We start from the raw sequence: 20,179 nt of genomic DNA, 5'->3' as shown, positions 1-20,179 counted from the left end.
CGCACGAAGAACGCCGCCAGCGGCGGCTCGCGCACGGAGATTTGCCGCTAAGAACGCCCCAGCGGGGCGCGGCAAATCAGAACGAATATCCGAAGTAGTTAACCTTGAATATCGCGAGGCCTCCGCCAGCGGCTCCGGCCAAAGACAGCTTCGGGAAGATTCCACGGTCAGCCTGTCCTGCGGTGCTGGACTCGCTTGGACTTATCGTGCGTCTCCGCCGCTTTCGACGCTTTGGCCCTGGTAAAGTCCACTTCGGGGTGCGGCAACTCCCACCCCGCCATGCCCTGCAATACGCGGTCGGCGTGCTTGATGGTGTTCACATGCCCATAGTGTTCCTCGATCATGTGGACGGAGGTCCCCATCTGCTCGGCGAGGAAATAGACGTCCACGCCCTCCTGCAATCGGAGCGTGGCGTAGGTGTGCCGGAAGCAATAAGTGGAGCGCGGCACGCCCTGCGTGCCCTCGCGCAACTTCGCCACGTTCAGAAGATCGGCAATCAAAGCGCTGTACAGAGTCGTTGTGGGTTTGCCCACAACGTTAGTAAATACCCTGTCCTCCGGCTCCGTGGCCTTGGAGATTACGCGAATGCGTTCCAGATAATCTCCGACGCTCTTAGGAGCGACCAACTTGCGCGACTTCCCTTTGCCCTGAACAAACAGCACAACAATCTCCCGCCCTTCACGGTCCTTCGCCGACATGATGTCGCGCCAGCGAAGATTCCTCATCTCCGCAGGCCTCATCCCTGTATTACACGCAATCAGAATCATGTTGTACGTAACAGTCCGATACCAGACGCTTGACGGTTTATCCGCTGCCGCAATCCACTTCCGTCCGACCGTATGCAGCTTGCGATATTCCTCCAGTGTGAACTCATCCCGCCGCATCGTCTTGAGCTTCGGGCGCTCGTCGAAACGCTGGCTCGCCGGAACATAGCGTTTCTTGATGGCGTAATTCATCACCGCGCCAAAGATCGACATCTCAAAGCGGATGGTGGAATCACTGATGAAAGGAACCGTCCGTTCTTCCGAAGGCTTGACCTCAATCGGCTTCATCACCCGAATGCCAAGAGTCTTCTGAACCTTGGTGCGGCGCTCGGCTTCCTTATTCGCAAAAGCTTGCGCCATCTCGTCGGTAATTTCCCGAACGCCGTTACGCCGGTTGCGTCCTGCACCATTCACCCGCCGCCATGCCGGATAGCCTCCCCAAAGCTCGTCGCCAATAAGGTGCACCTGCGTGGAACCGACATAGCGGTCTAATGCACCTTCAATGACCGCGCGCATTTTCTTGGGGCGTGCAGCACTGATCTCTCCCCGCTTCGCCCGCGCCTCTTGCGTCAGCAGGTATTCGCGCCCTACCTCGCGGAAGGGATGGTTGAAGACAGGAACGTCATGCTTCAAGCGAAAGCGAATGTCCGCATCCTGGTCGAAGGCGCGGTCCCGCGCCACATCAATGTCAGTCGTTTTGAGCGAAACCGTTTTATAGCGGTCTGCCTTCGGCATCTTCATGCGGCAATACCACATGCGATGATCCACGTCGCCGCGTCGGAAGAGGATCAGGCCCGGCTTGAGTTCCGTTTTGTCGGTGACGAATGCCATATTCGCCTCCATCATTTGGACGCGTTCTGTGCAGATTCCGTGCAGATATTTTTCGCAAACCCTTGATTTTGCATATCTGTGCAGGACTCGTATAGACATTATAGAAGTAGAAAGTTGTTTATTTACATTAATTTAAGATGTAATTGTCATCCCGGCCAAACGAAGTGAGCGGAGGCACCTGCGGGTGTCCCACATCTCGAAGAGATGTGGGTTCTTATTGGTTTCTTGTATCAGGGCATGGCTTTAGCCATGCCATTCGCCGCGCGCAAAAGAAGGGGCTTCAGCCCCTGAGGGAATGCCCTCAGGGGCGACGCGTCATTCTGAGGCCAACGGCCGAAGAATCCCGGCAATCTCCCGGGCGCCAGATGCGGCCCGAAGTCTCTCCCACCATCCCCACCCTCACGCCGCCGAAAAGGGCACTCAATCCCCCCGGCAAATCGCCACCAGCTCCGCGCCATACCGCTCCGCCTTCACCGGCCCAATCCCATGAATCCCCGTCAGCTCCGCCAGATTCCTCGGCCCCGCCGCCGCCAGTCCCCGCAGCGCCGCATCCGTCAGCACCAGAAAGGCCGGCTTGCCCGTCGCCGATGCCTCCGCCTTGCGCCAGGCCCGCAGCCGGTTTTCGAGCTCCGTCTGCTCCGCCGTCAACTCCACCGCTACCTCCGGCGCAGCTTTCTTCTTCTTTTTAGGAGCCGCCGCCGCCCCATCCTCGCCCACCGCCCGCAGCAGCACCGGCAGCGGCTCCGGCTCCTGCCAGCCTCGTCCCTCATAGGTCAGCGCCGCCTTGCGATACGTCACCTCGCGCCCCTCGGGATTCGTCCACGTCTCCGTCGTCAGCGTCACCATCCCAGCGCGCGCCAGCCCATCCAGCAGCGCGTCAAAGGCGCGGCGGTCGCCGTCCACGCCCGCCTCGGTCTGCAGCCGTCCCACCGAGCGCCCGCCTCCCTCCTTCAGCTCCCGCAAAATGCGCCGCAACTGCCGCCCCTCCTGCGCATCCGGCTCCACAAACCGCGCCGCCGCCGCCGTCTCCGGCGAGCAGAAATCGCAAATCCCGCATGGCGCACCGGGAGTGTCCCCAAAATGCCGCACCAGCGCCGACATCCGGCACTGCGCCCCCTCCGCAAACGCCGCCATGTCGTCCAGTTGCGCCTGCCGGTGCTCGCGTTGCGCCTGGTAGCCGCCCCGCCAGCGCCCCGCATCGGTCGCGCGAAGCAACCCGCGCACCCGGCCCTCCACATCAAACGCCGCCGCGCCCTGCGCCGCCAGCTTGTCCACCGCCCGCCCAAACACCTCCGGGCTCATCCGCAGCTTCTCCCACAGTTCTTCGGGAGCAGCAAATTCCTCCGTCAGCACCCGCGCCACCCGCGCCAGGTCCTCCACCGGCGGATAATCCCGCTCAAAAAAGCTCTCATGCATCTTCCGGTCGGCAAAGCTGTGCAGCAGAATCGCCCGTGACCTCCGCCCATCGCGCCCCGCGCGCCCAATCTCCTGGTAGTAGGCCTCCACGCTGCCCGGCAGCGCCGCATGCATCACCGTGCGAATATCGGCCTTATCAATGCCCATCCCAAAGGCAATCGTCGCCACCACGACTTCAATCTCGCCTGCCAGAAAGCCCTTCTGCACCCGCTCCCGCACGGCCGGCTCCAGCCCCGCATGGTAGGCCGCCGCAGGGAAGCGCTCGCCCAGCTCCGCCGCCAGCTCATCGGCCGCCTTCCGCGACGGTGCATACACAATCGCCGGCCGCCGCTCCGCCGCCTTCAAATAGTCCTGAATGAACCCATGCCGCCGCGGCTTTGACATCTCCACCACTTCCAGCGCCAGGTTCTCCCGCCGAAAGCCATGCACAAACAGCGCCGGATTCTCCAGCCGCAGTTGCGTCACAATGTCCTGCTGCACCCTCGGCGTCGCCGTTGCCGTCAGCGCAATAATCGGCGCCGGACGCAGCATCGGCAGCCACTCGCCCAGCGTCCGGTAGTCCGGCCTGAAGTCATGTCCCCAGCCCGAGATGCAATGCGCCTCATCCACCGCAATCAGCGCCGGAGTCCGCCGCGCCAGCATCTCCGGAAAACCCGGCACCCGCAGCCGCTCCGGCGCAATGAACAGGAACTGCAGCGTCCCGTCCAGATAGTCCCGACACGCCTGCCGCGCCTCTTCGCGCGGCACTCCGGAGTGGATACGCGCCGTCCGCACCCCATGCGAAGCCAGCCGCCCCGCCTGGTCATCCATCAGCGCAATCAGCGGACTCACCACCACCGCCGGCCCGCCCCGTGCCAGCGCCGGCAACTGGTAGCAGATGCTTTTCCCGGCTCCGGTCGGCATTACCAGCAGGGCATCGCGCCCCCCGGCCACCGCCCGGCAAACCGCTTCCTGATTCTCCCGAAACCCCGCAAACCCAAACACACTCCGCAACAACTCAACTAATTCCATGGCAATGCTCTAATGTTCCCACGTCCAGAGAAACAAAACCGGGTGCCCCACATCTCGCAGAGATGTGGGTTCTCCCAAGCCCCAAAACACCTTCGTCACCCGAAACAAAACCGGGTGCCCCACATCTCGCAGAGATGTGGGTTCTCCCAAGCCCCCAAAACACCTTCGTCACCCGAAACAAAACCGGGTACCCCACATCTCGCCGAGATGTGGGTTCTCCCAAGCCCCAAAACACCTTCGTCACTAGAACTCGGATCGGGTATCCCACATCTTGCCGAGATGTGGGATACGATGCCCCCATGCCAAAAGCCCTCGTCCGCTACCAGAACACCGGCGATCTCCACTTCGTGACCTTCAGTTGTCACGGAAGGAAGCCCTACCTGGACCACGCAAGCGCTCGGGAGCTCTTCGAACACTCCCTGGAGGCGATGCGGCAGCGATACGATTTCCTTCTCCTCGGTTACGTCGTCATGCCCGAGCATGTCCACCTGCTCGTCAGCGAGCCACGTGAGGCCATGTTGGCCAAGGCATTGCAGGCCGTGAAGCTCTCGGTCGCGGTGCAGAGGCGTGAGCGCCCCTTCTGGCAGGCCCGCTATTACGACTTCAACGTCTATAGCCCCGCCAAAAGGGTGGAAAAGCTGCGATACATGCATCGCAATCCAGTCAAGCGCGGCCTGGTCGCCCAGCCCGAGCAGTGGTCATGGTCCAGCTTCCGGCACTATGCAACCGGAGAAGCAGGGACAGTCGAGATTCAATCTTCATGGACGGTAAACCGCCGGAAAAAACCACCCAATCCGCTATCCTAAGAGTAAGGGAATCCTCTCACTCCACCCCAAAAACGCCCCTCCAAAATGTGATTCCTGATTCACATTTCAAAACGCCGCAGGTTTCCCCTCAATATACTGAAAATAAGACACTTAATCTCATCTGCACGCCCTCCATTCACCCTCCCCAATCCCGTCCCTGAAAAAATAGGCCGAAAGTGAATCCGCATTCACATATTATCTGGTCATTCACTAGGCGGCCTGTAATCAGTGACTTACGCCGATCCATCTCCGCCCGCAACACCCAAATCCTGAAAAAATGTGAATCCCCATTCACATTCCCATCCAACCCCTCAAGACGCGTCATCCTGAGGCCGTCGGCCGAAGGATCCCGGCGCGGCTTCCGTCTCATCCGCCGCCGCAAGTTCCTCCCACCGGCCCCCACTGGGTGCCGGGTGCCCCATTCAAGCCTGGTTTTGGCTTGAGTGGGGAGTTGCCGTTCACTTCGCCACCCGGGTACCCCGTCCAGGCTCCGCTTGGGCGGACTTACCCCAAACGCAAAAGGGCGCGGCTCCCGCCGCGCCCTTCCATCCTTCAACCCCGAGCCGCTAACTGCTCGCCAACCCCACCAGCACCTTCGCGCCCGTCGGCTGCGGACTCCCGCCCTTCGGCTCGACCGTCACCGCAAAGGCCTTCGGCGCCAGCCCTTCCGGCAGATGCACCACAGCAGCCTTCGTCTCCTGGTTCGGCTCAACAATTCCCGCGCTCACCGGCACGCCCGATGCCGGCACCAGCCACAACTGGTAGCTCTTGTCCGCGGGGGCCGGAGCCAGTTCGCCCGAGTACACCACCACGCCCAGCCGCGCGTTATACAGCACATGCGCCTGTCCCGGAGGTCCGCCCGCCTGCTGCTGGAGCGTCACCTGCATCGTGTCCGGAGCGCCCACCACCGCCGTCACCGCATGCATCGCCGCCGCACTCTGCGTCGCCTGCTCCTGCGTGGCATCCAGCCGCGCCTGCAGCGAATCAATCTGCTGCAAGTGGTGCTCATTCAGCTTCCACAGCCACGTGGTCGTCAATCCCAGAATCACCGCAATCAGCGCAAACCCCAGGGAGAAGCGCAATCCCCAGTGCCGCTTTCGGGACACCGGCTTCACCGGCACTGCGGCTGCCGCAGCCGGGTGAGGCTCAGCCTTCACGCGCTGCATCAGGCCCGCCTTCACTGAGGGAGCAGGCGCAACCGGCTCCGTGGACATCCCGATCAGGGCGCACACCGCCTGCGCTTCGGCCAACTGCTGCTGGCAATACGCGCAGGTCCTCAGGTGCGACTCAAAGGTCGTCCTCTCTTCGCCGTCTAGCGCGCCCAGCGCGTAGAGGTCAAAGTCTTCCGGATTGGAGTGCCGTTCCATCGCTAATTCAATAACTGCTTCAGAGATTGCATGCCTGTCCGAACCCGTGTCTTCACGGTGCCGAGCGGGCTGCCCGTCCGGGCTGCAATCTCGCTTTGTGTCAATCCTTCAAAGTAGGCAAGTTCTATGGCCTGGCGCTGCTCTTGCGGCAACTGATTCATCGCAATGCGCATGCGCTCCATCAATTGGTGGCGAGCGGCTTCTCCCTCAATATTGTCCGCTGCCGCCAGCGTATTCGCATAATGTCCGTCAGACTCTTCCAATATCTCGCGTGTGGGCCTCACCCGCAGGCGCGAAATCGCGCGATTCCGCCCAATCACCATCAGCCACGCCGGCAGGGAACCGCGGTTCACATCAAATTTGTCGGCAGATCGCCAGAGTTGTAGAAACAGGTCTTGCAGCACTTCTTCGGCTGCCTGCGCATCTTTGAGAATACGCAGCAGCATTCCATACAGCATGCCCGAGTACCGGTCATACAACGTCGATAATGCGTTTTCATCCCCAGCCATCATCCGCTCAATCAGCACGGAATCGGGCACAGGCTGCTGGCTGGCAGTCACGCTTCCGTCCTCCGGCTTTGATGGTGATACGAGCGAACTACGTTCAACGGATTGCTTCTCCTGGCTTGGGCCAGTGGGGGATTCAAATCAACACCCACCGTTATACACCAGCATGTTGTGTTGGCAGCAAACACCGCAGCAGTTTTGTTTGATGCCGTAGCGTGCTCTCAGGATGACCCAGAATCACGCAATCCATCCTCACATCTCTCCACGTAACAGCTTGCAGAGAGCAGGCAGGCAACGCAGCCCGTTCTCGCAATTTGCAACTGTGTGTGAACTCTATTTCCTCTCTACAAGGTGAATGATCCGATGAAGAAAGCAATTAGTTTCGTGTTCGCGGCTGCCCTGGTGCTCAGCGCGTCGGCAGCTCATGCGCAAAAGAAGGACCCCATGGTCGGCGGCGCCGCCATGTACCCCACAAAGAACATCGTCCAGAACGCAGTCAACTCCAAGGACCACACCACCCTCGTCGCCGCCGTCAAGGCCGCCGGTCTGGTGCAGACGCTCGAGAGCCCTGGCCCCTTCACCGTCTTCGCCCCTACCAACGAGGCATTCAACAAGCTGCCTGCCGGTACCGTCAGCACGCTGCTCAAGCCTGAGAACAAGGCCAAGCTCCAGGCCATCCTCAAGTACCACGTCGTCGCCGGCGACATCACGACCAAGAAGCTGCACAAGCTGATCAAAGCCGGCATGGGCAAGGCGACCCTGACCACCGTCGAGGGCGGCACGCTCACGGCCACTGAGAAGCACGGCCACTACTACATCACCGACGCCAAGGGCGGCACCGCGGAGATCACCATCCCCAACGTCTACCAGTCCAACGGCGTCATCCAGGTCATCAACACCGTTCTGCTGCCATAGGTCAGCAACCCGTGTTGGTGCGAACGGAGCGCGGAACCCTTGCCGCGCTCCGTTCTATCGTTTTCCGGCCTTCCCGCCAGCCGCGCGGCAACTCCCCGCCACCCAGTCATTTACCAAATCTCGCCAGCTCCTCCGCTTACCACGGTCGCCAGTTTTCTATTGATTTTTGGAGAAAAACTTCCTAGAATAGTAGAGTTTTGTGGTTACTCTGGCTCTCAACTAGGCTGTCTTCGCTCTGAGATCCAGGTATGTGTACGTCACCTCACGCTAGGGGAATCAATTATCAATGGCAAAGCGTCGTGGAAATCCTAACTGGGGCAAGCCCGAGCCGATCGGCCCGGTCGTTCCCACCGTCACAGCATTTGAGCAGGTTGTGAAGGAATTTAAGCTCACCCCGGACCAGTACCTGCGTTCGACCCGGCTTCGTGAATGGGCTCGCCGGAATCGTAACTCCAAGTACATTCCTGAGTCGCTTCTCGAAGCCTGGGGCTTCGAAATTGAGTCTTCGCTCTAATCCTCAGTTGCAGCAAAGCATTCCGGACTCAGAAACGCCGCCCGCGGGCGGCGTTTCTGCTGGTCACCCATTTCCGGCTCCATCATAATCTGCAGAGAATCGAACGAGGAGGGAAGCGCACCCCATGCAATGGACTCTGCCCTGGGTCGTCTTGATCTACATTCTCTGCGGAACCGCCATCCTCCTGCTCGTGCTCTATCTCACGCAGGTCGGCCAGTTGCTGCACCAGCGCATCCCTGACCGTCCCCGCCGCCGCCTCTTCATCGCCTCGGTGAGTTTTTTCATTACCTTTCTTGTGGTGCGCCTGCTGGTCATGTCCATCACGCATCACATCGGGCCATTTCACTGGGTCATCATGAAGGGCCGCCACATTCATCACCTGGTGTGGGGCATTCTGCTGCTGCTGGCCGTGGGCTTTTGCGACATTGCTGAAATCGGCAACGGCAGCACGCCCTGGTCCATCTTTCTCAGCCGTCTTCTGGCCATTCTTTATGGAGTCGGCGCAGCGCTCACCCTTGATGAGTTTGCCCTCTGGCTCAACCTCAAAGATGTCTACTGGGCGCGCCAGGGCCGCGAAAGCATCGACGCCGTGGTGCTCTTCGGCTCGCTGCTCGCCATTGCTACCTGGGGCGCGCCGCTCTGGCATGGAGTTCGCAATCGCCGCCAGCAGAGAGACAAGCCGTAACGCGCCCGCCGCGCATGACGAATCCTCAACACGCGCCGAACCGCTACGATAGACTCTGAGGCAATGTCAGAGTTTCTCCTCCTTCATGGCGCGGCGATTGTCATGCTCATCCTCGCCAACGGCTTCTTTGTGGCCGCCGAGTTGGCGCTGGTCAGCGTGCGGGCCACCCGTGTGGAGCAGCTTATTCACACCGGCGACGCCCGCGCCCTCCTCGTCAAAAAACTGCAGGAGAACCTCGGCGACTTTCTCCCCGCCGTGCAGCTCGGCGTCACGCTCTGCAGCCTGGCCCTCGGCTGGATCGGCGAGCCCTTCATCGCCGACCTGCTGCGCCATTGGATCGGCTGGCTTCCTGACGCCCGCCTCTACGGCCGCGTCGCAGCCCTCGCTCTCGCCTTCGCCGGCATCACTTATTTTCAGGTGCTCGTCGGCGAACTGGTGCCCAAAGCGCTCGCCCTTCATCGCACCGACCAGATGGTGCTGGGCATCGCCGGCCCCATGGACTTCTTCATCCGCATCTCGCGCCCTGTCGTCCGGCTCATGAACTCTTCGGCCGCGCTGGTGCTGCGTGCCTTTGATACGCCCATTGCCCATCAGGGCGGCGTACATTCCTCTGAAGAACTCATGCTCATGGCCACCGCCGCGCGGCGCATGGGCGTGCTGCCGGAGTTTGAAGAGACGCTCATCCATCGCTCGCTCGAGCTCGACGAACTGCTCACTCGCGAGATCATGACGCCGCGTCAGCAGATGTTCGCGTTGCCCTTTGATCTGCCCATTGAGCAGGCCAGCGCGCGCATTGTCGCCGAGATGCACTCGCGCATCCCGGTCTATGATCCGGCACGCGGCCACGAGTTCATCGTCGGTGTCGTCTATGCCAAAGACATCGCGCGCCTCATGCACTTTCGCGCCTCGGCTCAGACGCGTTTTTCCAGCGAACCCTTCAGCGGCATGCTGCTGCGGCAGGTCATGCGCGAGGTGCTCGTCGTGCCTGAAACCAAGCCGGTCCTTGACCTCCTGCGTGAGTTCCAGCAGCGCCGCCGCCATCTCGCCATCGTGGTCGATGAATATGGCTCGACCATTGGCCTTGTCACCGTCGAAGATGCCATCGAGCAGTTGATCGGCGAGGTCGAGGACGAGTTTGACCTCGCCCCCCCCAGTCTGCTCGCCCGTACCAGCGGCGAGCTCGTGCTCGACGGCAGCGTCACCCTGCGCGATCTTGAAACCCAGATGCACTGGGACCTGCCCCGCGAGGGCGGCGTCGAAACCCTCGCCGGATTCGTGCTCACGCAGCTCGGCAAGATCCCCGAGCAGGGCGAAAGCATCGTCTATGATGGCCGAAGGCTCACCGTGATGGAGATGGAAGGCAATCGCATCAGCAGAATTCGCGTGCAGGAACTCCCCTCGATGAAGGACGACACCGGGGACGCCGCCGAAGCATGAAGCGTGTCCTGCGTTCGCTCGCCATCCGTCTGCTCTACACCCTGCCCGTGCTGTGGCTGGTGGTCTCGCTCGTTTTCTTCCTGATTCATCTGGTGCCCGGCGACCCCATCCAGCAGATGCTGGGCGACGGCGCGCGCCCCGCTGACGTGACCGCCCTGCGTCATGAGTATGGCCTCGATCTGCCGCTGCACGTGCAGTACATCCACTATTTGGGAAGGCGTGCTGCACGGCAATCTCGGCCAGTCGCTGCGCATGGGCCAGAGCGTCACCGCGCTGGTGCTCAACCGCTACCCCTACACCGTCGAACTGACGCTGGCCGCGCTCCTCATCGGCCTGCTGCTCTCCATTCCGGCGGGCATTCAGGCCGCACTCTACCGCGGCCGCTGGCAAGATCACGCCGTCGGCGTCGTCAGCCTGCTGGGTCTTTCGTTTCCGGTCTTCGCGCTCGGCCCCATTCTGATTCTGCTCGTCTCCATCAAGCTCGGCTGGCTGCCCGTCAGCGGAGCCGGCGGCCTCACGCACCTCATCCTGCCCGCCCTCACCATGGGCAGCGCTCTCGCCGCCGTGCTCACCCGCATGGTGCGCACCGCCATGCTCGAAGAGCTCGGCCAGGACTACATCCGCACCGCGCGCGCCAAGGGCCTCAGCGAGCGCCGTGTCGTCTACGTGCATGCGCTGCGCAACGCCATGATTCCCGTGCTCACTCTGGTAGGTCTGCAGTTCGGAGCGCTGCTCGCCGGCGCCATCGTGACGGAGAAGATCTTCAGTTGGCCCGGCATTGGCCGTCTCACCGTCACGGCCATTGAAAATCGCGACTACCCGCTGCTGCAGGGCTGCATCCTCGCGGTCGGACTCACCTACGTGCTCGTCAATCTCATCACTGACGTGCTCTATCTCGTCGTGAACCCGCGCATCCGAGATTAGTCTTCGAGAAAGTGCTGCCGTTTTATGACTCTCTCTGCCATCCTGGCCCAGGCATGGCGGAGTGGAGGCATCTGCTTTTTTTTCTTACGCAGAAAGCCTGTATCAGGGCACGGCTTGAGCCGTGCCGCACAGCCCGTCTTCAAAAGAAGGAGCTTCAGCCCCTGAGGAAATCTCTTACCCGAGCGTCTTCAGCTCAGGCGTCATCGCCCCATTCTCGATCGTCAGAAACCCCACCGAAATCGGCAGCGAAAACCGCCGCGGCCCCGCGCTGCCCGGATTGAAAAACAGCACGCCCTTCCGCCACTCCATCTTGGGTTGATGAGAATGCCCGCTGACAACCGCGGCAAAGCCCGCCGCCTCCGGATTCAGATCGAGCGCCAGCGCATCGTGCAGCATATAGATCGTCTGCCCGCCCAGCTCGGCTACTTCGGTCTCCGGCAGTTGCGCGCATGGCCCAAAGCCATCCACGTTGCCGCGAATCGCCGTTACCGGAGCCACCGTCCGCAGCCGCTCCAGAATCTCGATGCCGCCCACATCGCCCGCATGCAGAATGTGCTCCACCCCGGCGAGCGCCTCCAGCGCCTCGGGGCGCAGCAGTCCGTGCGTGTCTGAGATCACCCCAATGCGCATGCTCTCAGGTTAGCGCAAACAAAACGGGCTGCCATCGCTGGCAGCCCGCTTCCATCAGGAATATATCCGCGCTAAAACTTCACAATCTTCGCAAATGACTCCGCCACCAGGCTCGCTCCGCCCACCAGCGCGCCATCAATCTCCGGCTGGTTGAGCAGGGAAGCCGCATTGTCCGGCTTCACGCTGCCGCCATACAGAATGCGGATGGCATCGGCCACTTCGCGTCCCTGCAGGCGGGCAATTTCGGTGCGAATCATAAAGTGTGCTTCACCGGCCATCTCCGGCGTAGCCGTCTTGCCGGTGCCAATCGCCCATACCGGCTCATAGGCGACAACGATCTGCTTCGCCTGCTCGGCAGAGATGCCCTTCAGTGCAATCGACGCCTGCTTCAGCAGCACTTCTTCGGTCTTGCCGGCTTCACGCTCTTCCAGCAACTCACCGATGCACAGAATCGGCGTCAGCCCATGCTTCAGCGCGGTGTGTACCTTCTGATTCACGATCTCGTCGGTCTCGCAGAAGTACTGCCGGCGTTCCGAGTGGCCAATGATGACGTGCGAAACCTTCAGCGCCGTCAGCATCTGCGCCGAGGTCTCGCCGGTGTAGGCGCCTTCTTCGGCCTGGTGAATGTTCTGGCCGCCCACGGCAATTCCGGAGCCGCCGACCGCCGCCACCACCGTGGCCAGCGAAGTGGCCGAGGGGCACAGCACGATTTCGGCGCGATCCTGGCCAGCAACGAGGGGCAGAAACGCGGTGACGAACTCCTGCGCCTGGGCAGGAGTCTTGTACATCTTCCAATTGGCAGCGATGACAGGTTTACGCATGAGCTTGATATTTGTCCTCAGCAGAATTTTAGAACGTCATGAGTAGATCTCCCTTAAAAATGCAAAATCTATCCTGTATATGTGTGATATATATCGAGCGTGAACGAGCGGCTGCCCAAAGATCCCCTGGAGTCCTGCGTTGGATTTGAATGGGACGAGTGGAACGCAAAGAAGAATTGGGATCGCCATGCTGTCACTCCTGAAGAAGCAGAGGACGTGTTCTTCAACGATCCGCTAATTGTGCGCAGCGAATCGCCTTCGAAAGGCCGGGAAAAGCGTTATTGGGCGCTTGGGCAGACATCGAACGGGCGAAGGTTATTTGTCGTCTTTACCGTGCGCCGCAAGCTGGTCCGGGTGATATCGGTTCGTGATCAGAACCGCAGAGAAAACGAGGCATACTCGCGCTATGAAGAAAAAAATCCCTGAGTTCAAAAGTGAAGAGGAAGAATTTGCATTCTGGTCGAAGGCGGACTCCACTGAGTTTGTGGATTGGTCCAAGGCAGAGCATAAAAAACTGCCCAACTTGAAACCGACCCTTCGCACGATCTCCGTACGACTGCCCGTAGCGATGGTCGAAGACCTGAAGATTCTGGCTCACCAGCGGGATGTGCCCTATCAGTCGCTGATGAAGATCTATCTCGCTGACCGGATCGATCAGGAGCGCAAGCGAAAGCGCGCGTGAATCCGGCCAACAAAAAAAGCGCCCCAGAGAATTCTTGGGGCGCCTTTTTATTGAGTTTTTTGCGGACGAACCCTTACTTCTCCGTCAGCGCTTCCACGCCCGGCAGTTTCTTGCCTTCCAGAAATTCCAGGCTCGCGCCGCCGCCCGTGGAAATGTGCTTGATCTTGTCCGCCACACCGGCCTGCTTCACTGCGGCCACGGAATCGCCGCCGCCGATAATCGATACGGCATCCACATTGTCGGCCACCGCCTGGGCCACCGCCGTGGTGCCCTTGGCAAAGGCCGGCATCTCAAAGACGCCCATCGGACCGTTCCACACAATCGTGTCAGCCGCGGCAATTTCCTTGGTGAACAGCTCAATGGACTTCGGGCCGATATCCAGCGCCATCCACTCGGCAGGAAAGGCCCCAGTGCCTTCAAAGGTCTGCGTCGCGGCGTCAGCGGCAAACTTGTCGGCCAGAATGTGATCCACCGGCAGCAGGAAGCGCACGCCCTTTTCCTTCGCCTTGTCGAGCGCGGCCTTCGCAATGTCGAGCTTGTCGGCTTCGACCAGAGACTTGCCCACGTCCTGCCCCTGCGACTTCAGGAAGGTGTATGCCATGCCGCCGCCAATCAGCAGCGCATCCACCTTGTTCAGCAGGTTGTCGATCACCTTGATCTTGTCCGAAACCTTGGCGCCGCCAATGATGGCCACAAACGGCTTGGCCGGAGCTTCCAGCGCCTTGCCGAGGTATTCGAGTTCCTTTTCCATCAGCAGGCCGGCCGCTGACTGCTTCACAAAGTGCGTAATGCCTTCGGTGGACGCATGGGCGCGGTGTGCGCTGCCAAAGGCGTCATTCACATAAATCTCGCACAGAGACGCCAGCTTCCTGGCAAACTCGGGATCGTTGGCTTCTTCTTCGGCGTGAAAGCGCAGGTTTTCGAGCAGCAGCACCTGGCCCGATTCCAGTTGCAGCGACAGCTCCTTGGCCACATCGCCCACGCAATCCGGCGAGAAGGCCACATTCACGCGGCTCGTCACGTCATGGTCCAGCAGCGTGCGCAGGCGGTCCACCACCGGACGCAGGCTGTACTTGGGGTTCACCTTGCCCTTGGGGCGGCCCAGGTGCGAGGCCAGAATCAGTTTGGCCTTGTGGCGCAGCGCGTACTCAATGGTGGGCAGCGTCTCGCGAATGCGGGTATCGTCGGTGATCTCCGAGCCATCTTCACTGAGCGGCACATTGAAGTCCACGCGCATGAAGACGTGCTTGTGGGCAAGATCGAGGTCGCGAATCGAAAGCTTCGACATGGAATTTCTTCTCCTGGTCTCTGTGTAGGGCGTCTTTATGGTTCGAGCACCGCGTCGGCCTCGATCTCAATGCGCCAGTCTGGATTGAGTAGTTTCGCCACCACTACCATGGTGGCCGCCGGGCGAACCGCCCCAAAGAATTCTCCGTGCGCGCGGCCCACCATCTCCCAGTCCTCGGCATGCGTCAGGTACATGCGCGTGCGCACGACGTTTTCATCTGCGCGCCGGCTTTTTCGAGAGATTGCTCGATCAGCTTCAGAATGTGCCGCGTCTGGGTGGCCGCGTCGGCCTGGTCCGCGCCCACCGGGCCGGTGCCCGAAACATGCACGCAGTTGCCCACCCGCACTGCGCGGGAGAAGCCAATGATCGGTTCGTAGGGGGAACTGCCGGCAATGTTTTCACGCATATCCGGTCTACCTTGCGGGGAGTGTGCTGAGACAGCAGCCGGGCGCGGCTCACTTTAAGAACCGCACCCGGCATAGCGTGTGCATGGGGGCTGGCCGCGCGCATGGCGTCACGGCTGGCCGGTGCGGCTTACAGGCCCTTCTTCGCCAGGAAGAGGATCAGGTCGCGCACGCGGTTGGAGTAGCCCCACTCGTTGTCATACCAGCTGATCACCTTGACCGACTGGCCCAGCACTTTGGTCAGCTGCGAGTCAAAGATCGAGGAGCGGGCATCGCCCTTGAAGTCGCTCGAAACCAGCGGAGCCGTCTCGTAGCCCAGAATGCCCTTCAGCGCGCCCTTCGACGCTTCCTCAACGGCCTTGTTCACGGCTTCCACGCTCACCGGCTTCTCGGCGGTGAAGGTCAGATCGACCACCGAAACGTTCGGGGTTGGGACGCGGATCGCGAAGCCATCCAGCTTGCCGGCCATCTCGGGAATCACCAGCTTCAGGGCCTTGGCGGCGCCGGTCGAGCTGGGAATCATGTTGATCGCGGCAGCGCGGGCGCGGCGCAGGTCCTTGTGCGGGAAGTCGAGAATGACCTGATCGTTGGTGTAGCTGTGGATCGTGGTCATGATGCCCGTCACCAGGCCGAAGTTCTCATGCATCACCTTTACGAGCGGCGCAAGGCAGTTCGTGGTGCAGGACGCATTCGAGATCACGTTGTGCTTTGCCGCGTCGTACTTGTCTTCGTTCACGCCCAGCACGACGGTCAGGTCTTCGTTGGTGGCCGGGGCAGAGATGATCACCTTCTTCACGGTGCTGCCCAGGTGGCTCTTGGCCACGGTGGCATCGGTAAAGCGGCCGGTCGATTCCACGACCACCTGCGCGCCCACGCTGTCCCAGGCCAGCTTGGCGGGGTCCTTCTCGGCAAACACCTTGATCGTCTTGCCGTCGATCGAGATCGAGTCATCGGTCGCCGTCACTTCATGCGACAGGTTGCCCAGAATCGAGTCGTACTTGAGCAGGTGGGCCAGCGTTGCGGGGCTCGTCAGATCGTTGACGGCGACGACTTCAATTTCAGGATTGCCGAGGGATGCGCGCAGAACGTTACGGCCGATGCGGCCAAAACCATTGATACCAACCTTCACTGCCATGGAAGTTTCTCTCCTTGATTGTGTGCTTCGGCGTAGCTTACAGGGCTTGTAACGGCGACGAGCAACGCTGCAGTGCCACCACTTATCGATGCTAGCACTGAGTTGGCAATCCTGCTGTGACCCGGGCCACAAGGTTTCTGAATCAGGTCCCGCCCGTTTGCGATGACCTGCCGTATGTGTTACATCCTCAACTAAAGACTATGCGCGAATGGATGCGCGAACGCATGAGAAGACGCTCCAAGCGTGGCCCGAATAATTCGGAGTCCACAGGAAAAATCGGTCAGGAGTTGCCGGGCAGTGGTCCGGCGCCCCTGAGCCCTTCGTATTTAAGCGAAGGCAATGTGCCTCACGAGGCCGAACCGGAAGCGGATGAAGTTCAGGACCAGCCGGAGCAGACGGTTGCTGCTGCGCAGGAACCGGTCGAAGTTCCGGCGGAATCGGCTCCCGCTACCCCCAGCCTCGTGGTGGAAACCCAGCCCGAGTCGCCCTCGATTCCTCCTCCCGAGGCTCCGGCGGCGGCACAGTCCGGCAGCGCACGCAGCCCTCGCGGCTTCGTCGTGCTGGCCATCGGCCTGCCGGGTTCGGGCAAGACTACGTGGTTCAAGCGCCGTGGCGTGCAGCCGCTTTCAAGCGACATGCTGCGGACCATCCTCTTCGACGACATCACGGAACAGCGCTACCAGGGGCTGGTCTTTTCGACGCTGCGCTCGCTCTTGCGTGCGCGCCTCATCGCCAAGATGCCGTGGAATTATGTCGATGCGACGAATCTGTCACCGCATGAGCGCCGCCAGTGGATCAAGATGGCAAAGAGTTTCGGCTATGAAGTGCAGGCCGTCTTCTTTGACGTGCCGCTGCAGGTTTGCCTCGAGCGCAACAGCCGCCGCGAACGGGTGGTGAACGACGAAGTCATGCACAAAATGGCCGAGCGCCTGCGCCCGCCCAGCTTCAAGGAAGGCTTCACGAAGATCACGGTGGTCCGCGTCAAGGGCGCGGCCCTGTCGCATCCTCTGCCCGAGCCACCCTCTGAGCCTGAGGCGGAAGCAGACGGCGAAGAGGCCTGATCGATTTTTGAACCCCTAACCCTGTAGAGCCGGGCATCCTTGCCCGGCTTTACACTTTTCACCATGCCCGCTGCGATTGCTTTTGAAGACGTCTCGCTCTCGCTGCCCCAGGGGCGCATGCTGCTCGACGGCGTCTCGCTCTCGCTTGAGGCAGGCACCGTCACCGCTCTTCTCGGCCGCAGCGGCTCGGGCAAGACCACCCTGCTGCGCATGGTCAACCGCATGGCCCGGCCCACCTCCGGCGCCGTGCGTGTTCAGGGCACAGACGTGCTCCAGCAGGACGTCATCGCCCTGCGCCGCGGCATCGGCTACGTCATTCAGGAGACCGGCCTCTTTCCCCACTGGAATATCGAGCGCAATGTGCAGATCGTGCCTGAGGTGCAGGGAGCCGCGCGCCCTGCGCGCACGGCGCGTGCGCATGAGCTGCTCGCCCGTGTCGGCCTGCCGCCCGGGTCCTTTGCCCGCCGTCATCCCTCGGAGCTCTCCGGCGGACAGCGCCAGCGCGTCGGCCTGGCCCGCGCTCTCGCCGCCGATCCTGCCATCCTGCTCATGGACGAGCCCTTCGGCGCGCTCGATCCGCTCACCCGTGGCGAAATGCAGGACCTGCTGCGCACCCTGCTCGCCCCGCCGCAACAGGCCCACGCACAACAGACCCATCCGCAAAAGACCGTCCTGCTCGTCACCCACGATCTCGACGAAGCCCTCTACCTCGCCGATCGCGTCGTGCTGCTCGACGAGGGCCGCATTGCCGCCGATCTTCCGGCCGCGCAATTCCTGGCATCGCCTCTGCCCGAGGTGCAGGCTTACGTCCGCGCCTTCCATCGCGGCGCGCGCGAGGCACAGCCATGAGCCGGTTCCTCTCCCAGTACGGCTCGCAAATCGCCACCCTCACGCTCGAGCATTTGTGGCTCACCGGCGCGGCCATGCTCTTTGCGGCGGCCATCGGCATTCCCACCGGCATCGCGCTCACCCGCCGCCCGCGCTGGGCCGGGCCGGTGCTGGCCGTCGCCAATGTAATCCAGACCATCCCTTCGCTCGCGCTCTTCGGCTTTCTGCTGCCGCTGCCCTGGCTCGGCGAACGCGCCGCCCGCATCGCCATCGTGGCCCTCACCGCCTACGCGCTGCTGCCCATCCTGCGCAACACCTATGCCGGCATTCAGGGCATCGACCCCGCCGTGGTGCAGGTGGCCCGCGCCCTCGGCCTCACCGGCCGCCAGCGCCTCTTCAAGGTCGAGCTGCCGCTCGCCGCGCCCGTCATCCTTGCCGGACTCCGCACCGCCACCGTCACCTGCGTGGGCATCGCCACCATCGCCGCCGCCGTGGGCGCCGGAGGCCTCGGCGAGCTCATCTTCGAGGGCGTCGCCTCCGTCGATAACCGCCTCGTGCTCGCCGGAGCCATCCCGGCCGCGCTGCTCGCCCTCGCCGCCGATGGCCTGCTCGGCCTGCTCGAACGATGGATGACCGTGCGGAGGCCGCAATGACGCCACCCCGCAGGCTTTCCGCAGCGCTGTCAGCCGCGCTTTCTCTTCTGCTTCTCTGCGTCCCGCTCCTCGGCTGCTCGCCGCCCCGCTCCAGCCACATCGTCATCGGCGCCAAGGACTTCACCGAGCAGACCCTCCTCGGCGAGTTGCTCGCGCAGGAGATCGAGGCCAAAACCCACCTCAAAGTCGATCGTCACTTCTATCTCGCCGGCAGCTACATCTGCCAGCAGGCCCTGCTCGCCGGGCGCATCGACGCCTACGTGGAATACACCGGAACCGCGCTCACGGCCATCCTCAAGCAGCCCATCGACCGCAATCCGCAACAGGTTTTCGACACAGTGCAGCGGCTCTACCAGCAGCGCTATCACGTCACGGTTTTTCCGTCGCTCGGCTTTCAGAACACCTTTGCCATGGTCGTCCGTCCCTCCACCGCCCGGCGCCTGCGCGTCACCACGCTCTCGCAGCTTGTGCCCGATGCATCGCATCTGCGCCTCGGCGTCGGCTACGAGTTCCAGACGCGCCCTGACGGTTTGCGCGGGCTCGAAAAGGCCTACGGCATGCACTTCGCGGGCACCCCGCGCGTCATGGATCTCGGCCTGCTCTACCGCGCGCTCGAGAGCCATCAGGTCGATATCATCGCGGCCAATTCCACTGACGGACCCATCGCCGCCGCGCATCTGGTCATCCTAAAAGATGACCGGCATTTCTTCCCGCCCTACCAGGCGGTGCCGCTGGTCAGCGATGCCGCGCTGCGCCGCTGGCCGCAGATTCGCCCGGTCCTCGCATCTCTCGCCGGCAAAATCACCGCCGCCGGGATGCGTCAGATGAACGAAGAAGTCGACGGCGAGCATCGCGATCCCGCCGCCGTCATTCGCGAGTTTCGCAAGGAGCATGGACTATGATTCATCCCCAGCCATCCGCAGCCGCCACCGCCGTAACCCACACGCCCGCCCAGCCCGAGCCGTGGCTGCGCGGCACCCTCACCGAGGTGCCGCCCGTCGCTCGCGCCGTACTGCACGCCCTCCAACTCGCCCAGGAGGACATCGCCCACTGGTGCGGCTCGCTCACCACAGAGGAACTGCACGCCACGCCCTTCGGACTCACCCCCGTCGCCTTCCACATCCGGCACATTGGCCGCAGCCTTGACCGCCTGCTCACCTACGCCGAGGGCCACCAGCTCTCCGTGCCGCAAAAGGCCGCACTCAACGTCGAATTGGAGCCGGGAGCCGACGCCAGCCTCATCTTTCAGGAATTCTCCATGGCCTGCGAAGAGGCCATCCTGCGCATTCATGCCCTCGCCACCACTGACCCGGGGCAGGAGCGCGGCGTGGGCCGCAAGGCGCTGCCCACCACCGTCGGCGGCCTTCTGGTGCATTGCGCCGATCACACGCAGCGCCACACCGGCCAGGCCGTCACCACCGCCAAGCTGCTGCTTGCCTTGCGAGAGGCCAAATCCTCACACTCCTGAATCCTCGAGGGCCGCGCAATGAGAAAATAAACT

The 20,179-nt window shown here is 62.0% G+C and carries 21 protein-coding genes and 2 pseudogenes; 14 read left to right on the top strand and 9 right to left on the bottom strand.

Annotation, left to right across the window (positions count from 1 at the left end; translation table 11 throughout):
* Window positions 1-167: 167 nt before the first annotated feature.
* Both ACP_RS18535 and ACP_RS03110 read right to left on the bottom strand, forming a co-directional pair.
* Window positions 168-1,595, bottom strand: a complete 1,428-nt coding sequence (locus ACP_RS18535; protein WP_015895828.1) for a tyrosine-type recombinase/integrase — start codon at window positions 1,593-1,595, stop codon at window positions 168-170.
* A 420-nt stretch (window positions 1,596-2,015) separates the two neighbouring features.
* Window positions 2,016-4,022 carry a RecQ family ATP-dependent DNA helicase gene (locus ACP_RS03110; protein WP_015895827.1) on the bottom strand — a complete coding sequence of 669 codons (2,007 nt, stop codon included), beginning with the start codon at window positions 4,020-4,022 and terminating at the stop codon, window positions 2,016-2,018.
* A gap of 299 nt (window positions 4,023-4,321) precedes the next feature.
* On the opposite strand from ACP_RS03110, the gene ACP_RS03105 reads away from it, so the two are divergent.
* Window positions 4,322-4,828: an REP-associated tyrosine transposase gene (locus tag ACP_RS03105; protein WP_015895826.1), complete on the top strand. Its 507-nt coding sequence runs from the start codon at window positions 4,322-4,324 to the stop codon at window positions 4,826-4,828.
* Window positions 4,829-5,394: 566 nt separating this feature from the next.
* On the opposite strand, the gene ACP_RS03100 is transcribed toward ACP_RS03105, so the two are convergent.
* Together ACP_RS03100 and ACP_RS03095 are read right to left on the bottom strand one after the other, a co-directional pair.
* Complete coding sequence (locus ACP_RS03100) at window positions 5,395-6,195, bottom strand: anti-sigma factor (protein ID WP_015895825.1); 801 nt, start codon at window positions 6,193-6,195, stop codon at window positions 5,395-5,397.
* 2 nt (window positions 6,196-6,197) lie between these two features.
* Window positions 6,198-6,755, bottom strand: coding sequence for a sigma-70 family RNA polymerase sigma factor (locus tag ACP_RS03095; RefSeq protein WP_015895824.1), 558 nt, complete (start codon window positions 6,753-6,755; stop codon window positions 6,198-6,200).
* Window positions 6,756-7,064: 309 nt separating this feature from the next.
* Here ACP_RS03095 and ACP_RS03090 point away from each other — a divergent pair, with 309 nt between their 5' ends.
* From ACP_RS03090 to ACP_RS03070, 6 genes and pseudogenes are all read left to right on the top strand, one after another.
* A complete protein-coding gene (locus ACP_RS03090; RefSeq protein ID WP_015895823.1) occupies window positions 7,065-7,616 on the top strand; it encodes a fasciclin domain-containing protein in 552 nt (183 codons plus the stop codon).
* Window positions 7,617-7,902: 286 nt separating this feature from the next.
* Entirely contained in the window at window positions 7,903-8,130 is a 228-nt protein-coding gene (locus ACP_RS03085) for a hypothetical protein (RefSeq protein WP_015895822.1), read from the top strand.
* Window positions 8,131-8,254: 124 nt separating this feature from the next.
* A complete protein-coding gene (locus tag ACP_RS03080) occupies window positions 8,255-8,815 on the top strand; it encodes a hypothetical protein (protein WP_015895821.1) in 561 nt (186 codons plus the stop codon).
* A gap of 63 nt (window positions 8,816-8,878) precedes the next feature.
* Entirely contained in the window at window positions 8,879-10,252 is a 1,374-nt protein-coding gene (locus ACP_RS03075; RefSeq protein ID WP_015895820.1) for a hemolysin family protein, read from the top strand.
* Window positions 10,249-10,407: pseudogene (locus ACP_RS18915) on the top strand (ABC transporter permease); the annotation flags it as partial. The gene ACP_RS03075 and the pseudogene ACP_RS18915, both read left to right, overlap by 4 nt.
* A gap of 64 nt (window positions 10,408-10,471) precedes the next feature.
* On the top strand, window positions 10,472-11,176 hold the full coding sequence (locus tag ACP_RS03070; RefSeq protein WP_337998453.1) for an ABC transporter permease: 705 nt from the start codon (window positions 10,472-10,474) through the stop codon (window positions 11,174-11,176).
* Window positions 11,177-11,350: 174 nt separating this feature from the next.
* On the opposite strand, the gene ACP_RS03065 is transcribed toward ACP_RS03070, so the two are convergent.
* Together ACP_RS03065 and tpiA are read right to left on the bottom strand one after the other, a co-directional pair.
* Window positions 11,351-11,806 carry a metallophosphoesterase family protein gene (locus ACP_RS03065; protein WP_015895819.1) on the bottom strand — a complete coding sequence of 152 codons (456 nt, stop codon included), beginning with the start codon at window positions 11,804-11,806 and terminating at the stop codon, window positions 11,351-11,353.
* A 71-nt stretch (window positions 11,807-11,877) separates the two neighbouring features.
* On the bottom strand, window positions 11,878-12,627 hold the full coding sequence (tpiA, locus tag ACP_RS03060; protein WP_015895818.1) for a triose-phosphate isomerase: 750 nt from the start codon (window positions 12,625-12,627) through the stop codon (window positions 11,878-11,880).
* 99 nt (window positions 12,628-12,726) lie between these two features.
* Here tpiA and ACP_RS03055 point away from each other — a divergent pair, with 99 nt between their 5' ends.
* Both ACP_RS03055 and ACP_RS03050 read left to right on the top strand, forming a co-directional pair.
* Complete coding sequence (locus ACP_RS03055; RefSeq protein ID WP_015895817.1) at window positions 12,727-13,053, top strand: BrnT family toxin; 327 nt, start codon at window positions 12,727-12,729, stop codon at window positions 13,051-13,053.
* Window positions 13,034-13,309 (top strand): BrnA antitoxin family protein, encoded by a 276-nt coding sequence (locus ACP_RS03050; RefSeq protein ID WP_015895816.1) that lies wholly within the window; start codon window positions 13,034-13,036, stop codon window positions 13,307-13,309. The genes ACP_RS03055 and ACP_RS03050 overlap by 20 nt, the downstream gene beginning before the upstream one ends.
* A gap of 73 nt (window positions 13,310-13,382) precedes the next feature.
* Here the strand turns inward: ACP_RS03050 and ACP_RS03045 are convergent, their stop codons facing one another.
* The 3 genes and pseudogenes from ACP_RS03045 to gap form a co-directional block, all read right to left on the bottom strand.
* On the bottom strand, window positions 13,383-14,597 hold the full coding sequence (locus tag ACP_RS03045; RefSeq protein ID WP_015895815.1) for a phosphoglycerate kinase: 1,215 nt from the start codon (window positions 14,595-14,597) through the stop codon (window positions 13,383-13,385).
* A gap of 35 nt (window positions 14,598-14,632) precedes the next feature.
* A pseudogene (locus ACP_RS03040) lies at window positions 14,633-15,003 on the bottom strand (RidA family protein).
* A 128-nt stretch (window positions 15,004-15,131) separates the two neighbouring features.
* Window positions 15,132-16,136, bottom strand: coding sequence for a type I glyceraldehyde-3-phosphate dehydrogenase (gene gap / locus ACP_RS03035; RefSeq protein WP_015895814.1), 1,005 nt, complete (start codon window positions 16,134-16,136; stop codon window positions 15,132-15,134).
* A gap of 224 nt (window positions 16,137-16,360) precedes the next feature.
* On the opposite strand from gap, the gene ACP_RS03030 reads away from it, so the two are divergent.
* The 5 genes from ACP_RS03030 to ACP_RS03010 are packed head-to-tail and all read left to right on the top strand — an operon-like array spanning window position 16,361 to window position 20,146.
* Window positions 16,361-17,197, top strand: a complete 837-nt coding sequence (locus tag ACP_RS03030) for an ATP-binding protein (RefSeq protein ID WP_052294872.1) — start codon at window positions 16,361-16,363, stop codon at window positions 17,195-17,197.
* A gap of 39 nt (window positions 17,198-17,236) precedes the next feature.
* Window positions 17,237-18,046, top strand: coding sequence for an ATP-binding cassette domain-containing protein (locus tag ACP_RS03025; RefSeq protein WP_337998452.1), 810 nt, complete (start codon window positions 17,237-17,239; stop codon window positions 18,044-18,046).
* Window positions 18,043-18,678 (top strand): ABC transporter permease, encoded by a 636-nt coding sequence (locus ACP_RS03020; protein ID WP_015895811.1) that lies wholly within the window; start codon window positions 18,043-18,045, stop codon window positions 18,676-18,678. Before ACP_RS03025 ends, ACP_RS03020 begins: the two co-directional genes overlap by 4 nt.
* Entirely contained in the window at window positions 18,675-19,580 is a 906-nt protein-coding gene (locus ACP_RS03015) for a glycine betaine ABC transporter substrate-binding protein (protein WP_015895810.1), read from the top strand. The genes ACP_RS03020 and ACP_RS03015 overlap by 4 nt, the downstream gene beginning before the upstream one ends.
* Window positions 19,577-20,146 (top strand): DinB family protein, encoded by a 570-nt coding sequence (locus ACP_RS03010; protein WP_015895809.1) that lies wholly within the window; start codon window positions 19,577-19,579, stop codon window positions 20,144-20,146. The genes ACP_RS03015 and ACP_RS03010 overlap by 4 nt, the downstream gene beginning before the upstream one ends.
* Window positions 20,147-20,179 lie beyond the last annotated feature (33 nt).

Source organism: Acidobacterium capsulatum ATCC 51196 (assembly GCF_000022565.1).
GTDB classification, from domain to species: Bacteria; Acidobacteriota; Terriglobia; order Terriglobales; family Acidobacteriaceae; genus Acidobacterium; species Acidobacterium capsulatum.
The sequence above is the reverse complement of the archived record's forward strand: the minus strand, read 5'-3'. Positions and strand labels throughout refer to the sequence as shown.